This window comes from Nitrosovibrio sp. Nv4 (assembly GCF_900215485.1).
Classification (GTDB): Bacteria; Pseudomonadota; Gammaproteobacteria; order Burkholderiales; family Nitrosomonadaceae; genus Nitrosospira.
The window spans coordinates 283,323-307,919 of sequence record NZ_OCMZ01000001.1; the positions used below are offsets into that span (position 1 = coordinate 283,323).

Annotated in this window: 14 protein-coding genes; 5 read left to right on the forward strand and 9 right to left on the reverse strand. The window is 56.1% G+C overall.

Features of this window, described 5'->3' with window-relative positions; translation table 11 throughout:
- Nucleotides 1–332: 332 nt before the first annotated feature.
- From CRO05_RS15420 to ygiD, 4 genes are all read left to right on the forward strand, one after another.
- Entirely contained in the window at nucleotides 333–515 is a 183-nt protein-coding gene (locus tag CRO05_RS15420) for a hypothetical protein (protein ID WP_159462685.1), read from the forward strand.
- A gap of 139 nt (nucleotides 516–654) precedes the next feature.
- Nucleotides 655–1,491 carry a glucose 1-dehydrogenase gene (locus CRO05_RS01215; protein WP_097065477.1) on the forward strand — a complete coding sequence of 279 codons (837 nt, stop codon included), beginning with the start codon at nucleotides 655–657 and terminating at the stop codon, nucleotides 1,489–1,491.
- A complete protein-coding gene (locus tag CRO05_RS01220) occupies nucleotides 1,488–3,371 on the forward strand; it encodes a glycoside hydrolase family 15 protein (RefSeq protein WP_097065478.1) in 1,884 nt (627 codons plus the stop codon). Before CRO05_RS01215 ends, CRO05_RS01220 begins: the two co-directional genes overlap by 4 nt.
- Before the next feature lie 362 nt (nucleotides 3,372–3,733).
- A complete protein-coding gene (gene ygiD / locus CRO05_RS01225) occupies nucleotides 3,734–4,582 on the forward strand; it encodes a 4,5-DOPA dioxygenase extradiol (RefSeq protein WP_097065479.1) in 849 nt (282 codons plus the stop codon).
- A gap of 481 nt (nucleotides 4,583–5,063) precedes the next feature.
- Here ygiD and CRO05_RS01235 read toward each other — a convergent pair whose 3' ends face one another.
- From CRO05_RS01235 to CRO05_RS15980, 4 genes are all read right to left on the reverse strand, one after another.
- Nucleotides 5,064–5,312 (reverse strand): type II toxin-antitoxin system RelE/ParE family toxin, encoded by a 249-nt coding sequence (locus CRO05_RS01235; RefSeq protein ID WP_097065480.1) that lies wholly within the window; start codon nucleotides 5,310–5,312, stop codon nucleotides 5,064–5,066.
- Nucleotides 5,313–5,670: 358 nt separating this feature from the next.
- Entirely contained in the window at nucleotides 5,671–6,555 is an 885-nt protein-coding gene (locus CRO05_RS01240) for a choice-of-anchor L family PEP-CTERM protein (RefSeq protein WP_097065481.1), read from the reverse strand.
- A gap of 552 nt (nucleotides 6,556–7,107) precedes the next feature.
- Complete coding sequence (locus tag CRO05_RS01245; protein WP_097065482.1) at nucleotides 7,108–7,347, reverse strand: hypothetical protein; 240 nt, start codon at nucleotides 7,345–7,347, stop codon at nucleotides 7,108–7,110.
- A 789-nt stretch (nucleotides 7,348–8,136) separates the two neighbouring features.
- On the reverse strand, nucleotides 8,137–8,268 hold the full coding sequence (locus tag CRO05_RS15980) for a hypothetical protein (RefSeq protein WP_255405848.1): 132 nt from the start codon (nucleotides 8,266–8,268) through the stop codon (nucleotides 8,137–8,139).
- A gap of 538 nt (nucleotides 8,269–8,806) precedes the next feature.
- Between CRO05_RS15980 and glgX the strand changes: the two genes are divergently transcribed.
- On the forward strand, nucleotides 8,807–10,930 hold the full coding sequence (gene glgX / locus CRO05_RS01250) for a glycogen debranching protein GlgX (RefSeq protein ID WP_235001237.1): 2,124 nt from the start codon (nucleotides 8,807–8,809) through the stop codon (nucleotides 10,928–10,930).
- A 105-nt stretch (nucleotides 10,931–11,035) separates the two neighbouring features.
- On the opposite strand, the gene CRO05_RS01255 is transcribed toward glgX, so the two are convergent.
- The 5 genes from CRO05_RS01255 to glmS form a co-directional block, all read right to left on the reverse strand.
- On the reverse strand, nucleotides 11,036–16,219 hold the full coding sequence (locus tag CRO05_RS01255; RefSeq protein ID WP_097065483.1) for a malto-oligosyltrehalose synthase: 5,184 nt from the start codon (nucleotides 16,217–16,219) through the stop codon (nucleotides 11,036–11,038).
- 15 nt (nucleotides 16,220–16,234) lie between these two features.
- Nucleotides 16,235–18,130, reverse strand: a complete 1,896-nt coding sequence (gene treZ, locus CRO05_RS01260) for a malto-oligosyltrehalose trehalohydrolase (RefSeq protein WP_235001238.1) — start codon at nucleotides 18,128–18,130, stop codon at nucleotides 16,235–16,237.
- Between the two features lie 9 nt (nucleotides 18,131–18,139).
- The gene (treS, locus tag CRO05_RS01265; RefSeq protein WP_097065485.1) at nucleotides 18,140–21,442 is read right to left on the reverse strand and encodes a maltose alpha-D-glucosyltransferase; all 3,303 of its coding nucleotides are present in this window, start codon (nucleotides 21,440–21,442) and stop codon (nucleotides 18,140–18,142) included.
- Between the two features lie 581 nt (nucleotides 21,443–22,023).
- Nucleotides 22,024–22,329, reverse strand: a complete 306-nt coding sequence (locus tag CRO05_RS15280) for a hypothetical protein (protein WP_143860876.1) — start codon at nucleotides 22,327–22,329, stop codon at nucleotides 22,024–22,026.
- Nucleotides 22,330–22,735: 406 nt separating this feature from the next.
- Nucleotides 22,736–24,583: a glutamine--fructose-6-phosphate transaminase (isomerizing) gene (gene glmS, locus CRO05_RS01275; RefSeq protein ID WP_090882734.1), complete on the reverse strand. Its 1,848-nt coding sequence runs from the start codon at nucleotides 24,581–24,583 to the stop codon at nucleotides 22,736–22,738.
- Between the last annotated feature and the right edge of the window lie 14 nt (nucleotides 24,584–24,597).

The following is a 24,597-nucleotide window of genomic DNA, read 5'->3' on the forward strand; positions in this document are numbered from 1 at the left end:
TGCAATATCTGCATATCCAAGCCATTGAAGCGATGAAAACAAGCAAAAATGAAACGATCTGAGCATAGATTAGTTTAGCAGGCGCCGCGCCACACGTTCAAACACCATTCATCTACGTCCTTATAGCACTAGGCGAGCAGAAATAATTGTCTTCGCTTAGCAAAACATACGGATATTGTGCGTCATCGTACAGACTTCCCTTGACACGAATGGCACCGTCTGACGGTAGCTACCGGCGCATTCTCGGCAGACTCTGGCGCAGTTTTCCATGCCGTTCATCTGTTCGCACTCTTGGCGCAGTCATCGCAGACCTTCGCGCAGACTCTACAGACATGATTGCTAAAAGCCGAATTGCTCAGCAAGAAATTAACCGAGGTTTGACAAATCTCGGCGCAATTCATCATCAGGCGGAAATGATCAGGCGCGGCGTGCTTGCTGCCTGCCTCCAGACAGTGATTCATCGCCTCGTGCAGACACGTTGGATAGCACTTGATTACATGCGCCGCCCTGATTAGCCCGGAGACCGTCGAGCTACGACTGCAGGGATAAACTGAAGGGCGTCAAAACGACAGCGACCATCAAAGCAAATCACCTCATGGCGATTCACCTCGCCGTTCAAGCAGGTAACCGTCGAGGATCACGCGAAAGAATCCGATGAACGCAAAACAGATCGCCGCCAACAAGGACGCCTTCGGCATCGCCGGACAGGTCGCGGTGGTGACCGGCGCGTCTTCCGGCCTGGGCCGGGCCTGCGCAATCTTGCTCGGCTGCGGGGGAGCGAAGGTCGTGGTCAACCACCTTCCCACGTCCGCTGAGGCGGCTGCCAAGGTATGCGAGGAGATTGAAAGCGTCGGCGGCGAGGCCTTTCCTTATGCTGCGGATGTAAGCGACGAGGACCAGGTTGCGGCTATGTTTTCCGACAGTGTCGCACGCTTCGGCACCCTCCACATCCTGGTGAACAACGCCGGGATCCAGGATGGCGCTAGATTCCAGGACATGACGCTTGCGCAGTGGCGGAAGGTAATCGACGTCAATCTCACCGGCATGTTCCTGTGCTCGCGGGAGGCCATCCGCGAGTTCCTGCGGCGCGGCCCGCAGCCCGAAGTGTCGCGCGCAACCGGCAAGATCATCTGCATGAGTTCCGTCCATCAAGTGATCCCTTGGGCGTTCGAGGTCAACTATGCCGCGTCCAAGGGCGGCGTAAACCTGCTCATGCAGTCGCTGGCGCAAGAGTTCGCGCCCCACAAGATCCGTGTCAACGCAGTCGCGCCGGGCGCCATTCCCACGCGAATCAATCGCTCGGCCAGGGAGACCGAGGAGGCAACGGGGAACCTTCTCAGTCTTATTCCCTACGGCCGCGTCGGGGAGCCCGCTGACATCGCGCATGCCGTACTCTGGCTCGCATCCGACCGGTCGGACTACATGAACGGGACCACCATGTTCGTCGATGGCGGAATGTCCACGTTCCCGGCGTTCCGAGGTGCGGGATGAGCAAGCCAATTGAGGATTACGGATACATCGGCAATATGCTGAGCGGAGCACTTATTGCCCGGGACGGCTCGATGGACTGGCTTTGCCTCCCGCGGTTCGACTCCGATGCCTGCTTTGCCGCCCTGTTAGGCACACCCGAGCATGGTTACTGGCGTATATCCCCCACTGGCCCTATGCAACGGTCCAGCCGCCGCTATCTGCCTCACGCGCCAATCCTTGAGACCACCTTCCAGACGGAGGACGGCACGGCGGCCCTCGTGGACTTCATGCCGCTTTCGGACGACCCGGAGAAAGTCGATGTAATCCGCCTCGTGCGCGGCGTGTCAGGCCAGGTGACGATGCGGATGGAGCTCGCGCTCCGGTTCGGCTACGGCAAGACGGTCCCCTGGGTACGCCGCCGTGATTACGGTATTCACGCGGTGGCCGGAACCGACGCGGTGGAATTGGTTACGCCTGTGCGCCTTCACGGCGAGGACATGCATACTGTGGCGGAGTTCGACGTAAAAGAGGGCGATATCTTCCCCTTCACGCTGGCCTATCATCCGCTGCATCGTGAGCCCCACTTCATCGGCGACGGTGGGCTAAGGCTCGAGCATACGATGGCTTGGTGGCAACAATGGACCACCATCTGCCGTCTCTCCGAATTCGAGAGTTCCGCCTGGAAGGATGCGGTGGAACGCTCGCTTGTCACGCTCAAAGCGCTCTCCTACCAGCCCAGCGGCGGTATCGTCGCGGCGCCTACGACCTCCCTGCCGGAGGAGATCGGCGGGATCCGCAACTGGGATTACCGTTATTGCTGGATTCGGGATGCGGCCCTCACGTTATACGCGTTCATGAATACCGGCTATTTCGATGAGGCTGGTGCGTTCAGAGAATGGCTGCTGCGCGCCGCTGCAGGTGCGCCTGACCAGATGCAGATCATGTACGGCGTCGGCGGCGAGCGCCGCTTGACCGAAATCGAGTTTTCCTGGCTGCCAGGCTACGAGGACAGCCTGCCCGTGCGCATAGGCAACGGTGCCTGCGACCAGGTTCAGATCGACGTGTTTGGCGAACTGATGGACGCGCTTCATACGGCCCGCAAATCCCGACTTGGGCCGAACCCGGAAGCCTGGCGCTTTCAGCAAACCATGCTTTCTCGGTTGGAGGGCCTGTGGCGGGAGCCCGACGAAGGCATCTGGGAAGTGCGGGGTGGGCGCAAGCACTTCGTCCATTCAAAAGTGATGGCCTGGGTGGCGTTTGATCGGGCCATAAAAGCGGTGGAGCAATCCGGCTTCAGTGGGCCGGTCGAGAGATGGCGCGCGCTTCGGGACGAAATCCATAGCGAGGTTCTAACGCGGGGCTATGACAGAGGCCGGAACACCTTCGTTCAGCATTATGGCGGAACTGCGCTTGACGCTTCGCTCCTGCTGATGGCGGAAGTCGGATTCCTGCCGCCGGAGGATCCCCGCTTTCGTGGCACGGTTGAAGCTATCGAGCGCGAGCTGATGGAAGATGGGCTTGTGCTGCGGTACCGGACCGAGGAAACCGAAGATGGCCTCGCCGGCGAGGAAGGCACCTTTCTCGTATGCAGCTTCTGGCTCGCTGATGCCTATACCATGATCGGCCGCCGCGACGATGCGGAAGCCCTGTTCGAGCGCCTCTTGTCTTTGCGCAACGACCTCGGACTTCTTGCTGAGGAATACCATCCCCGCCTCCGACGTCAACTGGGAAACTTCCCACAGGCATTCTCCCACATCGGCCTGATCAATACGGCGTATAACTTGTGCCGTGTCGGCGGTCCGGCACAACAGCGCGCTGATCTCGGCGAGTCGCCTCGTGCGGACGATGCTTCCTGGACAGGAGCCGCCGGTGCGCCGCACGGAGAGTCTTCGTTGGGCTGAGTCGGTTGCCATAGGGTTACAGCGAGAGCATTTCCTATCGCACACGGTGGACCGGAACGCCTTCGTTCAGGTAACAGGATCGACTACAGTATTTCTATCGCACATTTTTGAAAAAAAGAAACTTTCAAAGCACGAATGCGAGGAATGATGGGGTTAGTAAAAATATCCTCTATTCTGTAAAATATGTACTCTGGATTATTACAGCGTCACCAACGGTCGGATAAAGTTCAGGATACTCGTGACTTAGGGGAGTTGACCACAGACTTCTCCGCAGGAATTGTGGAACACCCAACTAGAGGGCTCTATCTTTCATACGTGATCTTCTTTAGATATTAAATTCGTTTTCCACATATGAGTATTTGATGAGCCGCCTACCCGCCCTGTTCATCGGGCATGGGAACCCGATGAACACGCTTGCATCGAACCGCTACACGAACGCATGGCGTGAGATTGGCAAGAACCTCCCCAAGCCACGCGCGCTCCTGGTCGTTTCGGCCCACTGGTACATTGGGGCCACTGCAGTTACTGCTATGGTGAGGCCGCGGACCATCCATGACTTCTATGGCTTTCCCCCCGAACTTTTTGCCTTCCAGTATCCCGCCCCAGGCGCGCCGGACGTTGCTGCGGAAATCGCAGAGACGGTAAAGCCGATTTGGATAGGTCTTGACCAGGATCAATGGGGATTGGACCATGGGGCTTGGAGCGTCCTTGCGCATATGTACCCGCAAGCTGATGTCCCGGTAGTGCAACTCTCGGTAAACGCCTTGAAGCCGTTGAGCTATCATATCGAGCTCGGGGCCAGGCTCGCGCCATTACGGGACCAAGGCATCCTCATCGTGGCAAGCGGCAACGTAGTGCACAATCTGCACCGGATAGACCGGGCCAGTGCTGATGAAGGGTATGACTGGGCTCACTGGTTCGACGATGCAGTTATGCATCAGATGGCCCTCGATCCAGCAAATATACTAGCGGTGGCCTCGCATAAAGACTATGACCTCGCGGTGCCAACGCCGGATCACTTCATCCCCCTGCTGTACCTCGCAGGACTTGCGACTACTGGAGAAACGGTCCAAGCCCTGATCCGCGGACACTCCCTGGGCTCGATCTCGATGGCCGCCTTCGGCGTGGGCGCACATCTTTCGTGTTATGGCGATGGCATCGGCGCTACCCCTCTGCCCGCCGGAGTACCTCCAGACAATACCAACACTTGAAGCTTGTTGGCCCTTTCGCTCGATAAACTCTCTCATTAGGGCCTAGCCCTAGTGAGAGATAGTTTAAACCTTCCAAAAATCCTCTCATTAGATAGCGCTCTGATTTTTGATTGATCATCTACCACAGCATTAATAAACCGTGTGAGGGCGAAAATGATCATCGACTACGCCAGAACATGAACTATTGATCACACTGCCGGTTTCGAAGCGCAGCTCAAGGAACTTGAAGGCGTCAAATGCGAAAAAATCTTTCGTGGACAGGTTTCCTCAGTTGCCGTCCGTGCCCAGCTTTCCAAATTCACTTGGTGAGCAAAAGAGCGGAGGGGGGCAGGTGGGGTTCAAGAAAATTTCCTAAATAGCTTGGGCAAGGCCAAGGGCCGCGTCAGGAAGATTTCCTTTATGTGGTAAAGGGTTGTCCATGGGCTAGCGTAGCGCGCCGGGCGATCGGCAAGGCAGCTGCTGCAATAGGTTTCAGCGACAGCTAATCCGCCTCTTGCCCCAAATACCCTGCTTCGCACTGATGACGAATCGCAAGAATCGGGACAGCGTCCTGACCTTCCTCCAGGCTATAAAGGGCCATATAACCCGTACGTCTGCGACATATGACCAACTCACGCAATCCATACTCCACAGGCCGACCGACAAGAGGGTGCCGGATTAATAAATTTACCGCTTCTTCGATCAATTCAAGCGTCTCTGCCGCCGCCGCTGGATCACTAGACCATAAGATACGTTATCGAGGGTAAATATAGTTATAGTTGGGGCAAACGTTCGTTTGCCCCAACTAATTCAGAGCATGCGGTTGGAACCCTTTCACTCGAAACGGCATCTGGTGAGCGGAGTGCTTGTTTCTACCCAATGTTGGGCTCGACGGTTCATTGCCATCATAGTCGATGAATCGAGCAGTCAATAAGACCATTTCGATAACCACTTCTGAGAACAGCGGTTCTAATGAGCCTTCTTCGTTACGCTCACCCTTTTCAGCAGATTGACCATATCTGTTGCATAGATGCTCAACAGGAAGGGGGACGAGTTCCGGCGGATGATGGTAAATCCGACTTCCTATAGCGTCTCAGAAACGAACTCCCTTAGATTCTCTTACGGCGACTCCAGGTAAAACCTATTAGTCCCACTGCTATAAGTGCCATAGAAGCAGGCTCGGGTACTTGATTAGGATCAGGATCAATACCTCCACCAGTATCCGTGCCGGCAATCAAATCTCCGATAAACACTCCGCTATCAAAGATTAAATCGGAGGTATCAGCAACGCCAAACGCAATATTATGGGTAGCCAGGCTCATATCGAGCAAACCTACTACCGTGAAAACTGGAGTTAAACCATTATATTCAATTCCATATAAACCTGAACCAACAGGGTTTGAGATGAAATTGGTCGGATTGCCAGGTGTATTGGAAATCAACTCACCACTTGCAAACTTTGCATAGTTCACTCCATCAACAAAAAAACCAAAAATATCCGTCACAGTCTGAGTAGGAAATTCATCTGTTCCAAACACGAACTGAGCGGACACAGATGTTTTGCTCGGATCGACCGTGAAATCGAAGCTGATCAAGTTTGCATCATTGGTATTGGTTCCAGACAGAGTCGACAGCAGTGCGTTAGAACCGCTTGCAGGAAATATAGGGTTAAACTGGTTTGTTGTATTGGTAAAGGGAAGATCAGCGCTACCCGAGGTAAGCAAAACTCCATCCGGTAACACCAATGTGGGTGTCGAACCTGAACTTGGGGCAAGATTGAAGCCAGTGAATGTTCCGGATTGTCCGACAGCTGCATTGCCTTGGTAAGTCTCACTTCCTGTCACTATTGTAATTCCGCTACCCGATCCCAATACTGCCGAAGATAGCGTGGTTTCCGGAGTCGCACCGACACCTGTATTTATGGTTAATGCTAATGCAGAGCTTGAGGCAAAGCTAAAAGTAAAGGCGCAAGTTATCAGATATTTTATTTTCATCGTTATTTTCTCTTTATTTATAAGGAATATTTTTAACAGGTAATGCCACAACACAAATAGGGCCTCATAATCCTTAGAACCTACTCGAGTTTGAGTTTGAGCTTGAGCTAAAGCTCAGGCTCGAGCTCAAGCATATTTTGTGCCCGTATTTTTTTCCCTTATAAAACAAATAACTAGTTGTTTGTATTTTTTAAGGCGGCTAGATAATGTAAAGATTATCGACGCCTTGCCTGTCATTGCCTGCGTGATCTTGCCGCTAATTCACTTGAATTTCCGTGGAGAGTATCTGCTGTAGCTACCTGTGCGGCTTGATTTGCCACTCCAAATCCTGCCCTCGCGCCCTTACTTATCGGTAATAGCATTGCAAAACTCATCGTTGCCTGATGATGGGGATTTTAGGGCCCGGGACTAAACACCTAGAGCCCGGCCGACTGAAGAATGTGTGCGGTTCCCGCTACCTGAAAACGGAATTCTTCAGCTTCTAATTCTGGATGCCAGAACCAGGCCAAACACGAGAACCCTGGTTTTTCCGATTTATCCTGAAAGCATTATTTAACCGGTCCAGTGATGATTGGGGTACAGGTGTTCCGGGATATAAGTAAGCACGGAGGGTACAGGCGCGGCGGCTTGGATCAGCCAGTAAATGAAACCATCGCGCGCTACTGCCAACACGGCAGCTTGATCGGTAAGCTCAAGCCACTTTAGCGCAGCAGCAGTAAATGAAGTCCCATAGCGGTTAGCGCAATGCCCCCCAAGAGCCGCGGTTACCTGATGTACACCATGTTTAACCATCGACTTGGCGGAAGAAGCCCAGCGTCACGATGGCGGCAGGCTTGAACAGCGTTGAGCACATGCCTGTAGACGCGGCCACTGTTGCCTTGTTAGGGCCCGCCAGCGGACGATAGCAGCTTGCGTGAGCCGGGTTCATCCTTCTGTGCAGGCGGCAGCACGCCCAAGTGCGCAGGTGAACCACCCTTTGCTGCGCCTATCGGAGCTAATCTCAACTACTTCCCATAACTTGACAAAGGTTATTTATTCACATATTCTTCACATAAACATAACAATAATTTCACAAACAAACACCAAACCCTACGGGAAAGGCGGAGCGAGTCTGTTATAGGGGAGATGGCTGAATGGTTGCAAAGTGCAAGGTTTTTAAGACTGAATACTTTTTTGAGGATAAAGATCAAATGGAATTTATTGAGTGGTTGAAGACGTTTCTTTTTGTCGTCCCAGTCGTGACGGTGCTTTATGGAATTCGACAAATATGGGATGAAGAGCCTAATAAATCTTCTTAAACGGTATTTGAAGTAACAGGCATACTTGGCTGGACCCATCATAATCATACCGGCGCTGGTTGTTGTTGCCTTACAGCGGGGTCCCGCCTCCTTACAGGGTAGTAGACTTAGAAAAAAGCCTCTTCCTTCCCACCCCTAGCCTCCTCGACGCCCGCGTTCATAATGCGCACCGTCTCATGGCTTGTCAGTTGCGGCGCCGGTCCGGCACCCTGCACCAGGATATACCCTTCGACGGTCGCTCAACGTTTGCTCCCCAACAATCCGGCCATTAGCGTCCCTGTATTTATGGATCGAAGGCTATCGAGTCAGCCGTCGCCAGGCTCATTTTCCAGAAGCTGCCGACGCCGCTCGTGTTTCGCCTGCGCGCGATATTCGGTTCGGTCCGAAGGATGTAAGCCGAATCCGGGCGCATCATACCGATGGTCTGCTATAGCACCTCGTCACCTACTATACTTTGGGATATCGAAGCGGGGTATCAACCGGGCTAAGCGTGGCAGTGCTGATCACGTCGCCGGCTCCGGGAAATGCTTATGTTACTCATTTCGCCACGCATGAAAACCAGATGCCGTCGCCAATTCCGGGCAAAAATTCCGGTTGCTGCTATAGTTTCCTTATCAGTCGTATTTTCTGACCTCGTTTTAAACAATCAAGTAAACCGGAGATGATACAAAATTGATTTCCGAGAAAAAATAAAATTGCGGGGAATCAGCGGAAACTTACCGATATAACATAAGTTTTGTGTCCGTGTATGCTCCCGACCTGCTTCATGAGTTCCTCGGGCCCTGCTTTGGCAAGACGCTGCTTCCTCGCAGTCTCTTGCATCGTAGTCCAAGTTGCGATCTTCATCGCACGCCTTGTGGTCATCCCGATTTTGCCTGGAACCGACCGCGCGGAGAACTTGCTCAAAGGTTCCTTGGTAAACGGTGCATGCGACTATTGTGGCTGGAGGGCCAATGCTTCCGATGAAAGTATGGCCAGGAAACCCGTACCCGCTTGGGGCAACCTACGATGGGGCGGGAACGAACTTCTCGCTATTTTCTGAAGTGGCTGAGCGTGTCGAGCTGTGCCTCTTCGATGAGCTCAACCGGGAAACCCGGGTAGATCTGCCGGAGGCAACAGGCCACTGCTGGCATGGCTATGTTCCCGGCGTGGAACCGGGGCAGCGCTACGGCTTCCGCATACATGGGCCATGGGCACCGGAGCAAGGCCATCGCTGCAACCCTGCCAAACTCCTGCTCGATCCCTATGCCAAAGGCATCGACGGCGACGTTACCTGGGACGAAGCCGTATTCCCCTACCATTTCGATGCGGATCCCAACGTATCCAATGACAGGGACAGTGCGCCCTTCATGCCGCGGTGCATTGTCCAGCAGCCCTTCTTTGACTGGGCCGGCGATCGTCAGATACAACGGCCCTGGCACGAAACGGTCATCTACGAGTTGCATGTCAAGGGCTTTACAGCCCAGCATCCCGACATACCACACGAATTGCGCGGAACCTACGCGGGGCTTGGTCACCCCACATCGATTGGATATCTGAAACAGCTTGGCGTCACTGCTGTCGAGTTGTTGCCGGTGCACTATTTTGTGCATGATAAACACCTTATCGATCGGGGATTGTGCAACTACTGGGGTTATAACTCGATTTCATACCTGGCGCCTCATGGCGCCTATGCCGCAGACAAACGGCCGGGCGCGGCCGGCGCTGAATTCAAGCAGATGGTCAAGGCCATGCATCAGGCCGGCATTGAGGTCATCCTAGACGTGGTGTACAACCATACCGCCGAGGGCAATCACCTGGGGCCGGTACTGTGTCTCAGGGGGATCGATAATGCCTATTACTATCAGTTGATGGAGGATCGGCGTTATTACAGAGATTACACCGGCACAGGCAACTGCCTCAATATGCGTCAGCCCCACGTATTGCAACTGATCATGGATTCGCTTCGTTACTGGGTGCTGGAAATGCACGTCGATGGCTTCCGCTTCGACCTGGCCTCCGCGCTGGCGCGCGAACTGCACGAAGTGCAGATGTTGAGCGCATTTTTCGACATCATCCAGCAGGATCCGGTAACGAATCAGATCAAGTTGATCGCTGAACCGTGGGACTTGGGCGAAGCCGGTTACCAGATTGGCAAGTTCCCGTCGGGCTGGTCAGAATGGAACGGCAAGTATCGCGACTGCCTGCGCAACTTCTGGCGCAGCGAGGAAGAGACCCTGAGCGAGTTCGGTTACCGCTTTACCGGGAGTTCCGACCTCTACGGCGGGAACTCGCGCAGTCCGTTCGCCAGCATCAATTTTGTCTCGGCACACGACGGGTTCACCCTGCGCGATCTGGTGTCTTACAACGAGAAACACAATCTGGCCAACGGCGAGGACAACCGGGACGGCTACGACGATAATCGCTCCTGGAACTGCGGTGTGGAGGGTCCCACGGACGACCCGCAAGTGCTCGCCCTTCGCGCCCGGCAGCAGCGCAATTTTCTGACTACCCTGATGCTGTCACAGGGTGTGCCCATGTTGCTCGGAGGTGACGAAATCGGGCGCACCCAGCAGGGGAACAACAACGCCTACTGCCAGGACAACGAGATCTCCTGGATAGATTGGGGCAATCTGGATGCGGGTTTGCTGGAATTCACCCGACGCCTCATTCAGTTCCGTCATGAGCACCCGGTCTTCCGCCGCCGCCGGTGGTTTCAGGGTCAGCCCATCCACGGGGGGGACCAGGACGACATCGCCTGGTTCAATCACATGGGGGAACAGGCGAGAGAGGAATTATGGGGCGGCGAGGTGATCCAGAGCCTGGGGGTTTTCATCAATGGAGAAAGTTTTCCCAATCCGAATGCCCGTGGCGAACCGGTTACAGATGACAGCTTTTATCTGATCTTCAACGTCCATTTCGAGGCAACCGATTTTATCCTGCCTCCGAACCGCTGGGGATTACGCTGGCTGAAGGTGCTCGACACGGACGAGGGCTGGCTACAGGATGAGGATGTCGATGACCCATCGCCGCTCGAAGCCGGCGCAAGCCTGGCAGTAGCGCCGAGGTCTTTGGTGATCCTGCAGCGCCAAGCCTAAGAATAGGCTTGTTGCCCACCAGAAATTCAGTCCCGCCGCCGCTCTTTAATACAACTCTGTAATACAGATGCGATGGTAGCGCTCGCAGGTCTGCGATAATCTCGGTTAGCCTCCGGTGTCAGGCGCGTATAACAGCGCATAGGGGAATGTTCTGAAAATTTGGGCCAACTCGAGCCCACGCTCTTCCCTCGGCCTTTGCCCGGTGAAAGTCTCGCCCGTCAATACGTTGGTCCACTTCTCGTGCAGGCTGTCGGGCGGCAACTCCAGCCAAGTGCCGGCCCACAACGCTTCGCCGACTGGAAATTGGCCGTGTTCCCGGATGAGTTTATCGAACAGCCGCGGTACAACGACCAACAGGGTCTCGTTTCCATGATGCCGGGCAAAGGCACACACATGCTCGGCGCGACGACCATGCGCTTTTAGAGGCACGTAGTCACCATCCCGGAAAAGCTGTTCGCACTCGCGTCGGAATATGAGCGCCTTCCAGGTCAAATAGAGCTTGATCCGGCCATCCCGCATGTTCTCCATCAGCCGTTGAGCACATGTGCTGGCACCCTCGTCCATCGACCGGATCGCTCGCAGGGCCGCACAGCGCTCCCTGTAGTCCACCCGACGCCGGTTATCCGGGTCTACCAGGCTGAAGTCCCATACTTCGTTGCCCTGATAGATGTCCGGCACTCCCGGTGATGTGAGTTTGAGCAACAACTGCGACAAGCTGTTGAACGCGCCCAGCCACGCAATCCGTTGCTGGAACGGCAGGAAATCACGCAGGAACAGATTGACCGATTGAGGCGAGAGAAGTGTCCGCACAAAATCTTGCGTCGCTTCCTCATACTCCCTGTTTGGATTGATCCAGGAGCTATTCACTTTCGCCTCACGTCCAGCCTTGAGCATGTAGGCGGTGACGCGATCAGAGAGTTGGGCCAACTCGGCTGCGTCGCCTGGCCCGTCCAGGGTGTCAAAGGGCCATATGCCGAGCAGAGTCTGATATAGCAGATACTCATCATTGCGACTCGGCGCATAATCCTTATCCAGCTTTCGGCGGTTGCTGCGGTTGAGCTTGCTCCAGCGTGAAATGACGAGGTTCCATTGATCGGGTATTTCGGAGAGCGCGCTTATTCTCGCTCGCACATCTTCCGATCGCTTATTGTCGTGGCTCGAGGTGGACAGCATTGCATGCGGCCAACAGGCCATGCGTTCCTGATTCACCCTGTGGAATGCCGCGAGCGACACGCCGAAACGGTGCGGTTCGCTGCCGACTTCATTCAGCGATATCAATCGGTTGTACTGATAGAAGGTGGTGTCCTCCATGGCCTTGGCCATCACAGGACTGCTGTACTGCTGAAACTTCATGGCAAAGGTACAAACCGCGTTCCGATATGCGTCGCTCTTACCCTTGGCCTGTCGCGCCAGCAGCACATCCCGCACGAAATCGAAGATACTGGTATCGGTCGCCTGGCTGCGCTTTTTCGCTACCCCAACCGCCCAATCCACATAGCGGGCGTCTTCCGCGGAGCTTTCGCAGTCGGAGACATAGGTGCGGTAAACCGGAAAGCTTGCCACGATCTGGGCCAGCGCGCTGCGCTGGCTGTTGAACGTATAGTCGCAGGTGCGGCGATCGCCTTTCGCAATGCGCGCCAACTGTGTAGCCAACACCTGTAGTTCGCCCGAGAGGGCGCTTTCCATGATCAGATGCTTGTTCGCTCGCACCATTGCGTCCAGGTCCGGTCGTGCCCGAATAAAGCGCTGATAGATACGGGTGAAACGGTCAGCAGAGTGGCTGTCGACAAACAAGCCGGTGCAAATGGCGCCAAAGTCATAGCCGGTCGTGCCGTGGATCGGCCAAGACTCCGGAAGATGCTCATGGGAAGCAAGTATTTTTTCCACCACAATGTACAGCGACTTGCCGTCGTCTTTCACCGGCCCCGGAGAAAGCGCCGCCGCCATTGCCTGCAAGCGCTCCAAGTACTCCTTTGGTGCGTATAAACCGTCCGGATGATCGATGCGCAACCCATCGACATACCCTCGTGCAAGCAACTCGCGCACCAGCCGGTGTGTGCTCTCGAACACCTTCGGGTTGTCCATGCGTAGCGCCGCCAGATCATTGATGTCGAAGAAGCGGCGGTAGTTGATCTCGTCCGCAGCCGCACGCCAGAAAGCGAGACGATAGGCCTGGGCCTCCAACAGTTCGTGCAGAAGATCAAGATTCCTGGTGTCATCCGACGCGCCATCGTTGAACACGTTGAATACCGACACATTCTCCTGGATGAACTGTGCAACGTCCGCGCTCATCGCCGACAGGGAGGCCAGATGGTGCTTGTGTATTTCTTTGTCCCGGGCTCGCTCAGCCACTGCCTCGGGAAAAACGTTGTCGCGCAATGGCAGGTGGCTAAAGGCCGTGATCAGGGATTGGAGTTCCAGAAACTCCGGGTGCTGGCCGCCCAGCCGCATCTGCAGCCGTTCCACCTCGTGACCCAGAATGCGTGGATACTCTCGCGGGTCCACGGGAAATTGATGCTCGTAATAGAAGACGCTGAACGAACCCTGTTCGGAGTCGAAGGCAAGTTTGAGTTCGCCATTCTCCAGGATTGCGCCGTAATGGTCGCCGAGTACAGGCAGCAGCACGCGCCCCGGCAGGTGCTCTCCAATAACATACCAGTCAATATCGAAGTAGCGGGCGAAACAGGAAGCCGGGCCGTTTTCCAGCACGTCCAGCCACCAGCCATTATCACTACCCGTGATGCACATATGATTGGGCACCAAGTCCATGATCTGGCCCATTCCGCGCCGCTTTAAGGCAACGGCGAACTGTTCGAAGTCAGCTGCACTGGCAACCTCGGGATTGAGACTGCCATGGTCCGTGACGTCGTAGCCGTGGCGACTGCCTGGACGCGCCTTGAGAATGGGTGAGAGATAGCAGTGACTGACACCCAACTCATCCAGGTACGGAATCAATTCCGCAGCCTGTCTCAGGTTGAAGTCGCGATTCAATTGCAGCCGGTAAGTTGCCCGCGGAATCCGCAGCTTTATACCCTGTTTGGCTACCGGACTGGCGGAACCCGGCATCTGCGATGCTGGACGTTCCCGCCGCAGCGCAAGCAATATACCGCGTAAATGGGCGCTTTTGTGCCACTCCTCGAGATTGAGCGGGAGCTTGAGCCGCCAGCAAGGGTAGGCGGGCTCTACCGCGCCTGGCAAATTCGGCTGCTCGCGCACCCCGAAGCCGTCTTCCATCTGCACCAGCAGGAGCTTGGACGGCGCCTGTGCCAGATAGGTATACACCGCCGCCGCGAGCTCCGCCGTCATTTCGGGAAAGCCGACCTGGTGTAGTCCACTGCCCGACGGCAGCACGCCTTGGCCCTCCAGCGCCACCAATAGCTGCGCGCGGTCTGCCGCGCGCTCAACGATCTGCCGATTGCGGGACTCATCATCAGGATACAGATGTTGCACGTCGCGCAGATCAATGTCGAGGCCCTGCCAGAATCCAGCCAGGGTCGGGAGATCATGAGTCGTCACCGCCGCGACGGCATTCACAGGATACTCCTGCGGCGGTTTCAGCCTTCCGTCGTCGCGACGCTCAAAATACAACAGCCGTGTCGACATCACATTCATGGGCTGCAACGCTTCGCGTACTTCATCCGGCACTGTCCCCAAATCCTCGCCTACTATCAGACAACGGTTCCGCTGGCTCTCGAGAGCCAGAATGCCGAGCATATCTTCGAACGGATAGAGCACATATGCGCCTTCCGCTGCGGGCAGACCTCGCACGACCCAGAATAGACGGCGCAGTCCCATGATGTGGTCTATGCGCAACGCACCGGAACCACGCATATTGGCCCGCAGCGTTTCGATGAAAGGCGCGTAGGCCGACGCGGTCAGTTGATGGGGAATCCAGGGGGGCAGCCCCCAATCCTGGCCGCGACGGTTGAAATCATCCGGCGGGGCGCCTGCACGCGCGTCCAGTGCATAAAGGCTGCGCTCCGCCCAAGTAGCGGCGCCGCCTTCCGCCACACCGATTGCCAGATCGAGCATCACGCCCACACCGAGTCCCATTTCCGATGACTGCGTCCTGGCCGCGCCCAACTGCGTCGAAGCCTGCCACTGCAGGTATTCGAAGTATTCCACGCGGTCGAGATGGGCCTCGCAGAACGCTGCCACCTCCGCCGCATCTGGATCCCGATAGGCTTCCGGCCAGACAGGCCAGCCCCATACCGCGCTGTCCTGTGCACGGAAATACTCCTGTAGCGCCTCGAACAACGCTTGCTTGCGCAGGCTCTCGCCGTGTTCGGACTGGAAGGCGCGAAAAGCTCGCGCCCTGTCGGTACTTTGGCTCAGGTGAACACTGCGGAAATACCGGTACAGGCAACCGAAAACTTTCGATTTCACCTCTGCGACACTGCGGTAATCCACCTGTTCGGCGGCGCGAAGCGCCCGTAGCTGCGCCTGGAACTGTGGCGCAAGTACCATTGAGCGCACTTCCTCGCACTCCGGAAAATCGGGGATGGCCTCCACATCCAGATAAAGCGGGTTGAACCAGGTGCGACTGGAGGGACTATATGGGCTCGCGTGCTCTGGAGCGTCTGGAAATAACGCATGAAGCGGGTTGAGCAGCAGCGTGCTTCCACCAGCGTCGGCGCAAATTTCGATCGCGCGGCGAAGATCCCCGAAGTCTCCGATACCGTAATTTCGCTCGGAGCGTATGCCGTAGAGCTGGAGGGCAAGCCCCCACCCGCGCCCCTCGCCCTCAATGGACAGCGGCTCGTAACAGGCGGCGGGGGCAACGATGAACGGCATCTCGCCAGCAACACCGCGACCGTCTGCCCGTTCGATCGAGAAGCGGTGATAGCCTGGTTCCACTGGGAGGTCCAGCGCCAGCGCGCGCCGCACGAATTCCTGCCCGTCGAGATTATCGAGACTGTCAACACGAGAGCGCTCGATCTCTTCCATCTCTGAGGGTGTGAATTCTCCGCCGTCCTCGGCACCAGACTCCCTACGCAAATACCAGCGATAGACCAGTTTATCTTCGGTAACAGGGAGAGCGATGGTAATGCGGTAAGGCCGCGCCGACTCGCGCACCACCTGTACCGGGGGCATCGCGCGCTCCCATTTGCGCCGCTTGAAAGCGTACAAGGATGCGGCAGCCTCATCTTCAGTAGTTGCTGCCACCCCCAATGCGCCTAGCAGGGCGCGCTTGGCGGGCTTGGAGGTGTGGTGGATATTTCCCCAGATATCGCTGTACCAGGGCAGCACGCCATACAAATCGCACAATTGATCAAGCGGATTGCTCATGCCTTTAGCTTTCCCTTAGCTTCGGATTTTTGACGATGACTGGCGGGATGACCCAGTATTTATTGTCCCGAAATCCCAACGGGATATTTCCCTCCCGCCAGCGAATGGGACCGGCTCAAGCGTCCACACGACGGAGCAAGGACCAAGCATATTTTTTGCTGCACCAAGCGAGGAGGCAAATACGATGTGGCCGGCTGGCGCGGCCGTGTGCACGCTCTCTCTCGAAAAATTCGCCAGCAGCCGCAACGTCGAGCCGTCACCCAGTTGCCATTGCACTCGCAGGCCACCTGTTGCGAACACTTCGAAGTGCGCGGAGCGACCCTTCATTCCGGACAGGCGGGGTGTAATGACTTCCCTCCGAAGCTTCAACAGGTTGCGGTAATAGTCCAGCCAGCCAATATGCACCTCCTCCTTGAGGGAATTCCAGTCGATTTTTGAGTTGAGAAAAGTCTGCGCCACATTGGGATCTGGTATGGCGGCCTGCATTGCAGCGTCGTCAAAGCGCGCAAACCGGGCGAATTCTCGGCGCCGACCTTGCGTCACGGCTCTGCGCAGTTCCTCCCCGAAGTCACAGAAGAACTGAAAAGGCGACTTCGCAGCAAACTCCTCGCCCATGAACAGCATGGGAATGCTTGGCGCCAGCAGATAGACGGCAACCCCGGCACCTATCGCGGCCTCGTGACCGATATGCGTAATGCGCTCGCCGAAAGCCCGGTTGCCTGCCTGGTCGTGAGATTGCAGAAAGGATACGAAGGCCTGTGGTGGCAGGTTAGCGCTCGGCTCACCGCGCGCCGCGTGCTCCCGGTAGGCTGATACCTCTCCCTGATAGGCAAATCCTTCCGCCAGACAGCGTCCCAAGTGTCGCACGGGATCGTCAGCATAGTCCATGTAGTACCCATCGCTCTCCCCGGTTGCGAGGACATGCAGCGCATGGTGAATGTCATCATTCCATTGGGCGACGTACCACCCCTGTCCCAGATAGCGCGTATTGTTGGCGTCATTTTCCAGAATCAGATGAACGTGGCGTTCATGTCCAATAGTGGAATGTACGCGCTCCGCCAGTTCGACGAGAATGTGTGGATTTGAATCGTCGATGATAGCATGCACCGCATCGAGCCTCAGGCCGTCCAGGTGATACTCCTGCAGCCAATATAGCGCGTTGTGAATGAAGAACTGCCGCACCTCCCGGCTGTGGGCACCATCAAAATTGATGGCCGCACCCCAAGGTGTGTGGTGATGCTCGGTAAAAAATTCTTTTGCATAAACGTAGAGATAATTCCCCTCCGGCCCGAAGTGGTTGTAGACCACATCAAGCAGAACCATCAGGCCTCGTGCATGTGCCGCCTGAACCAATGCCTTTAGATCGTCCGGGCGGCCATAGCGGCTATCAGGCGCATAGGGCAGGACACCGTCATAGCCCCAGTTTCGCGAACCGGGAAAATCAGCCACCGGCATGAGTTCGATGGCCGTGACCCCTAGTTCCACGAGATAGTCCAGCCGTTGAGTCACTCCGGTAAAGGTTCCCTCCGGCGAGAACGTACCGACGTGCAGCTCATAAATCACGGCCTCTTCCCATGGGCGTCCTCGCCACGTCGCGTCGCGCCAGGCAAAGGCCGCGGGATCGATCACCTCGCTTGCGCCATGCACATCGTCTGGATTGAAACGGGAAGCCGGGTCTGGAACGCGGAGGGCGCCGTTCACCTCGAACCGGTAGCGCGTTCCCGCGCCCGCTTCCGGTACCGTCAACTTAAACCAGCCGCCGCCGCGTGCGTCCATGGGGAGCACCTGCTCCTGCCGCCCATCGGTCAGGCACAGCCGCACCTGTTTGCAGCTGGGCGCCCAAAGACCGAAGCGCACTCCCTGTTCTGTGATTTGTGCCCCATGGGGCATGTCATAGGTTCGCGTCAGCACGCGTACATCCTATTTCCTGCGTTGCAGTAGCTGGATTAACCGCCGCATGGACCCGTCCGCTGTTTTCAAATGTTCAGAGAGCGCGCTGCTCACGCTTGCAACGGCCTTTTCCACCATGAACAGCGTGACCAGCGTATCGACGGCCGACGCATCGGAAGGAAACAGGGCGTACCCCTTCATTGCCCTGCGATAGCTTTTGAAGAAATCGCTGGTTGCGAGCGCTCGCCAGTTTTCCACATGCTGCTGCAGTGCAGCGCCTGCTGCGGGATATTCTGCGGTCACATGCTCCAGCGCGGCTGCGGCTGCCTCCCAAAACGAAAATAGCATGCCTGCCACATCGCGCAGCGGGGTATGTTTCCAGCGGCGCTCCCGCCATGCCCGTTCAGGCCCGCTGCCATAATTGGTGATCAGAAAATCATTGTTTGACAACCACACCTGACGCAAATGGTAGTCGCCGTGACAGCGTGCCTTCATCGCCTTGGGGCGTACCGCTGCCGCGCGAGTGATGCGCCGGTAGAACCGCGGTCGAGCTGCAAGGAGGTCGTTGCCGATCAGCTTCGCCGCATCGGGCAGTTGCGGCAATTGCGCTTCCAGCAATGTGTACATTTCGTCCATCTGGGTTCGAACATTGTTCACCCACTCGGCAACATCTTCGTGCGTGATCGGTTGGCTGCCAAAGGCAGCGGCCGGATCCGGCTGCGCAAGTGCCTGGTGAAATTCAGCCGTGCGCAGGCCCAGCGTATTGATAAGAGCCATATAGGCGGCATGCCGCGAATCAATGGGGCGCTTCTGCTGTGTACGGCACTCGTCCAGGTACCGCTCCAGATAGTTCTGTGTATAAGCCCACGCACTACCCTGGTTTTCCGCGTAACGCTCCAGGATCGCCAGCGTTGCACCGTCCCCCTCGTCATCCAAGTACTCAACGGTGCCGGCCAGTTGTGCCATGTGGGTGAATTTCGCCGTCTCCGTCAGGAATTGGGACATTTCCAGTTCCGGATGTACACCCGCGAGCAGCCAGCGATAACCCTTCAACACCAGCCGGTCACCCAGATTTACCAGCAGGCGACCGCGTTCTGATACGGTTCGTGTCACCTCCGTCTTATTCCCTGGATGGGCGAGGCCGGGAAAAGCACTTGTTGCCCGGAAGCAAACCTGCCCTCTATCAAAGGCGAGCGTCGAGCCCTCTTCCATGCTCGATATCACCGCACGGCAGAAACCATCATCCCAGAATGCGTCGAACAGCATCCCCATTCGATCGCGCCGCCGCACCTTTGCCAGGGTCGCAGGGAGCAGCTTGCCCACAAGACTCTCGTCTTCGTCCTCCCACGCCAGGGCGAGTGGCACCGCATAGCGATGCGTTTCACCACTGCCGAGCGTTAACATAACGATGGCTAGCAGCCAATTGCCGCATTCGGTGAACCACTCATGCATCTCGCCGAATTCGAATTTTTCCACGGTCGTATTCCTGTTTCCGAACCATGGTTGGGAACGGAAGAAGCGCGGCAGGATCTGCCGCTCAAGCTGCTCCCGTGCGCGCCGGGCCATCAACTGGTTCCTGCCTCCGCTGTCCTCATTGCGGCCAGACAAGGTGTCCCACCCGGTCTCCACGAGTATCAGTACAGGCAGATCCGGTGACAACTGGCGCTCCTCGTGCCACGGGGGCGCCACAACATCCGTGGCCAGGCGAAAGGCATAGAACCCATACCCACTCAGGGTGAGAAGATACGGCAACTCGCCGACTGGGGGGAACGCCGTGAGACCCATCAATTCAACGGGTACCCTGCCCTTGAACGGACTCAAATCCAGCTCCACTGCCTGCGCCGTCCGGGACATATTTGCCACACACAGAATCGTTTCATCCTCGTGCTCGCGCAGATAGGCGAGAATCTTGCGGTTGCCCGGTCGCAGAAAGCGGAGTGTGCCCCGTCCGAAGGCGTGGTGTGCCTTTCGCATCGCAATCAGACGTTTCGTCCAGTTGAGCAGCGACGATAAGTTGCGACGCTGCGAATCCATATTCACGGCTGCAAAACCATATACGGGATCGACGATGGGCGATAGAAACAGCTGTCCAGGATCAGCGGTGGAAAATCCCCCGTTGAGTCCTCCCAGCCATTGCATTGGGGTCCGCACACCGTTGCGGTCGCCAAGAAGGAGGTTGTCGCCCATGCCGATCTCGTCGCCATAATAGAGAATTGGCGATCCCGGCATGGTCATCAGCAGCAGATTCATCAGTTCAATTCGGTGCCGGTCATTGTCCAGCAGTGGCGCGAGCCGGCGGCGAATGCCGAGGTGGAGGCGCGCCTGAGGGTCAACCGCATACGTTTGATGGAGATAGTCCCGCTCGCGGTCCGTAACCATCTCCAGGGTCAGTTCATCGTGATTGCGCAGAAACACCGCCCACTGACAGCTGTCCGGAATGTCGGGCGTCTGCTCCATGATCTCCACGATCGGATGGCGGTCCTCGCGCGCAATAGCCATATACATCCGCGGCATGAGGGGAAAGTGAAAGGCCATATGGCATTCGTCGCCATCGCCAAAATACTCGCGTACATCCTCTGGCCACTGATTCGCTTCTGCCAGAAACATGCGGTTGCGGTGGTGCTTATCCAGTTCGGCCCGCATGCGCTTGATCACCGCGTGGGTCTCCGGCAGGTTCTCGCAGTTGGTACCTTCGCGCTCGCACAGATAAGGCATCGCATCAAGGCGCATGCCATCAACCCCTGCATCGAGCCAGAACCGCATCACCTGCATGATGGCGTTGAAGACATGGGAACTGGCGAAATTCAGGTCCGGTTGGTGGGAAAAAAAGCGGTGCCAGTAATAGGCCTGGGCTACCTCATCCCACTCCCAGTTGGACCGTCCTATGTCGGTAAAAATGCTGCGCGCGCCACTGTATTTGGAGTCGTCGTCGCTCCAGACATAGTAGTCGCGCTCGATCGAACCCTTGGGAGCACGCCGCGCCGCCTGAAACCACGGATGCTGATCGGAAGTGTGGTTGATTACCAGTTCGGTGATTACGCGCAGCCCCCGGCGATGCGCTTCGTTGATGAACTTTTGGAAGTCCGCCATGTCACCAACATCCGGATGCACGTTGTGGTAGTCGGCAATATCGTAACCGTCGTCGCGCCCCGGCGACGGATAGAACGGAAGGAGCCAGAGCGTGTTCACGCCCAGTTCCTGCAGATAATCGAGCTTGGAGATCAAGCCCGGAAAATCTCCGATGCCGTCGCCATTGCTATCAAAGAACGTCTTGACGTGCAATTGATAGATGATGGCGTCCTTGTACCATAGCGGATCTTCTTCTCGTTCCATAGTTGGATTTTCTATATCAAGGTTTGTGGAACCCCGCCTTCCTGCCTGGCAGACACCCGCTATTCTCATTAAGAATAGATGCAGTTGCTCATTTTGCTTGGGTTTGGCGAATCTTTGGCGCGCTTTTTTGCGGCTCTTTCGAGATGGCGCCAGAGGGCGGCGGCGTGCTGCCTCCTTCAACCATGCTTCATAGGCGAGATTTTGATATTTTCGACAATTTTAGATAATGGTGTTGCCGGACGCTCCTTTCTCTTCGACTCGGTCTTCGTATTGGTGGCGATCGGGATGGAGCAAAGTGGTTGATGCCTGAATCGGACTTGGAACACAAGTGATCGGGACGCTGGCCCGCTGCCGAGAATTAGAAGACAGGGGTGAAACAGGGCGTGGTTATTACCCGCCGGACAACCGGAAGCTGCGCTATGAAATAGAGGATAACCCCCAGTTTTGGTCGCACGGACGACTGAAGCAGCAAGAACAGTGGTCTGTCTTCGATTCGTGGAATTAGACCTCGCTATCGATGGTTGCGCCATGCCGGTGCCGGGGTGATTCGGCAGCAGAGCTCAGATGGGACTTTGGGCGAGCTATTGCTCATCGACTCCCGTTGCACGTTTTTTCGAGCGGGTACGTATGGAACCGGCACTATCCATCGGCTCTGGTACGTCACATCGTCGTTCCGAGATTTCGGCGAGAAAACTATCGGGATTTTGTGGCTCTTCGGCACCTACCCCGGGCAGACGGCTGAGCGTTATCGCTAGTGTTTGAAAACAACTATCTGAATTTTGTGCGAGACAGAATTTCGATGCACTTGCTTGCCCATTGGATGTTGATAACGTGCAACGCATTTCCTCAGTATTATCGCCACTGGTAAAAATATTAATGTCTGACATGATCTTCTCCTTTATCTTGGTTTGATCCTTCAGATTGAATGCCCTCTATGGAATAAATAGGTGAACTTCGATAAAAGGCCATCTGCATTTGTTTATAGATGAAGCTATAGCGAAAAACAAGTCAAGAACGAGAAGAATCAGCTTGTAGTGAAGAACTCAAGTAGATCTGCGGCTTCCATTCGCTACCGCGCATATTTGAATTCCGGGCCCAAGAGGAAATTATTAGTGGCGCGCGTGCGCAGTCACAGAGACAGGATCGCAAAAGACAACGGACAGGGTCGTAATGATTGAAACGAACTGGCCGCCTGGGGCGGCCATCGAACTATCGATCAGCGTCGTTTGCTCCCCTTTAGACGCGACATCATCTGTCAGATTAAGTCGAAGTTATCGCATCGAATTAATTTAATTATTCTACGGTCACCGATTTAGCCAGATTCCGCGGCTTATCCACATCGGTACCTTTTTGCAGCGCAACGTGATAAGCAAGTAATTGCAGCGGGATGGTATGAAGGATGGGGCTGAGCAGACCGGCATGTTCCGCCAGACGGATGACGTGCAGGCCTTCACTCTCCTGAATACGGGAATCGGCATCGGCAAAAACATAAAGTTCGCCGCCGCGCGCGCGGACTTCCTGCAGATTGGATTTGAGTTTTTCCAGCAGCGTGTCGTTGGGGGCGATGGCGACTACCGGCATATCCTTGTCCACCAGCGCGAGCGGGCCATGCTTCAGCTCCCCGGCTGCGTAGGCTTCTGCGTGGATGTATGATATTTCCTTGAGCTTAAGCGCCCCTTCCATGGCGATGGGATAATGCATGCCCCGGCCCAGAAACAGTGCGTGGCTTTTTTGGGCGAATCGTTCGGCCCAGGCTTTGACCTGCGGTTCGACCTGCAACGCATGCTGTAGCGCAACAGGCAGATGACGCAGGGCGGCGATCATCTCGCGCTCGGCCTCGCCGGTTAATCTGCCCCGCATTTTTGCGAGTGTTATGGTGAGCAGCATCAGTGCGGCCAACTGCGTCGTAAATGCTTTGGTAGAGGCTACGCCGATCTCAGGTCCGGCACGGGTGAGGAAGCGCAAGTCGGTTTGCCGAACCAGCGCGCTTTCGGCCACGTTACAAATCGCAAGGCTATAGCGATGCCCCATTGATTTGGCATAGCTCAGAGCAGCCAGGGTATCGGCTGTTTCACCGGACTGGGAGATTCCCACCACCAGGGTGTTGGGGCCAACTGCCGGGTTACGGTAGCGGTATTCGCTGGCGATCTCGACATTGCAGGGGAGCCCCGCCACGGTTTCGAGCCAGTAGTGGGCGACGAGTCCGGCATGATAGCTGGTGCCACAGGCCAGTATAAGAATGCTATCGGTATTGTTGAAAACGTTCTCAGCCTCGCTGCCAAATAAACCTGGGGAAATGGATTGAGCGTTGATGACCATTTCCAGCGTATTCGCAACGACACCCGGCTGCTCGAAAATTTCCTTCTGCATGAAATGAGCATAGGGACCCATCTCCACCGCCTCGTTGGTCAGTTCACTCTCCTGCACCGAGCGAGTGACTTCCTTGCGTGCATGATCGGGCAGGCAATTAACAATGCGATATTCATCGCGGTGCAATTCGGCTACGTCACCGTCTTCAAGGTAGATCATGCGCCGGGTGGCCTGCAGTAGGGCAGAAGCGTCCGAGGCCGCGTAGTTGCCGTTTTCGCCCAATCCCAGCAACAACGGCGCCCCGTTGCGGCAAACAACTATGCGTTCCGGCCGCGCCTCTTCCATTACCGCGATTGCGTAAGCACCCTCCAGCTCGCCTATCGAACGGCATACTGCTTCAAACAGATCGGGGTTTTTCCTGAGGTGAAACGAAATAAGGTGGGCGATAACTTCGGTGTCAGTATCGGAAGTGAACGTGAATCCGACGTTCTGCAAATGCTGACGCAGCACCTCATGATTTTCGATGATGCCGTTGTGCACCACCGCCACCCTTGATTTCTCACCAGAAAAATGTGGATGGGCATTACGCTCGGAAGGCGCGCCGTGGGTGGCCCAGCGGGTATGAGCGATGCCGGTCTCACCGCTGAAGTGTTGCTCGTCCGCGAGTTTGCTTAATTCCGCAACCCGTCCGGTGGTACGTAATCTATGCAATCCACCGTTGTTAAGCGCAATCCCGGCGGAATCATAACCGCGGTATTCAAGACGGCGCAAACCTTCCAGCAGGGTGGGAACAATATTGCTTTTTGCTACCGCGCCGACTATTCCACACATTTGAAGCTCTCCTC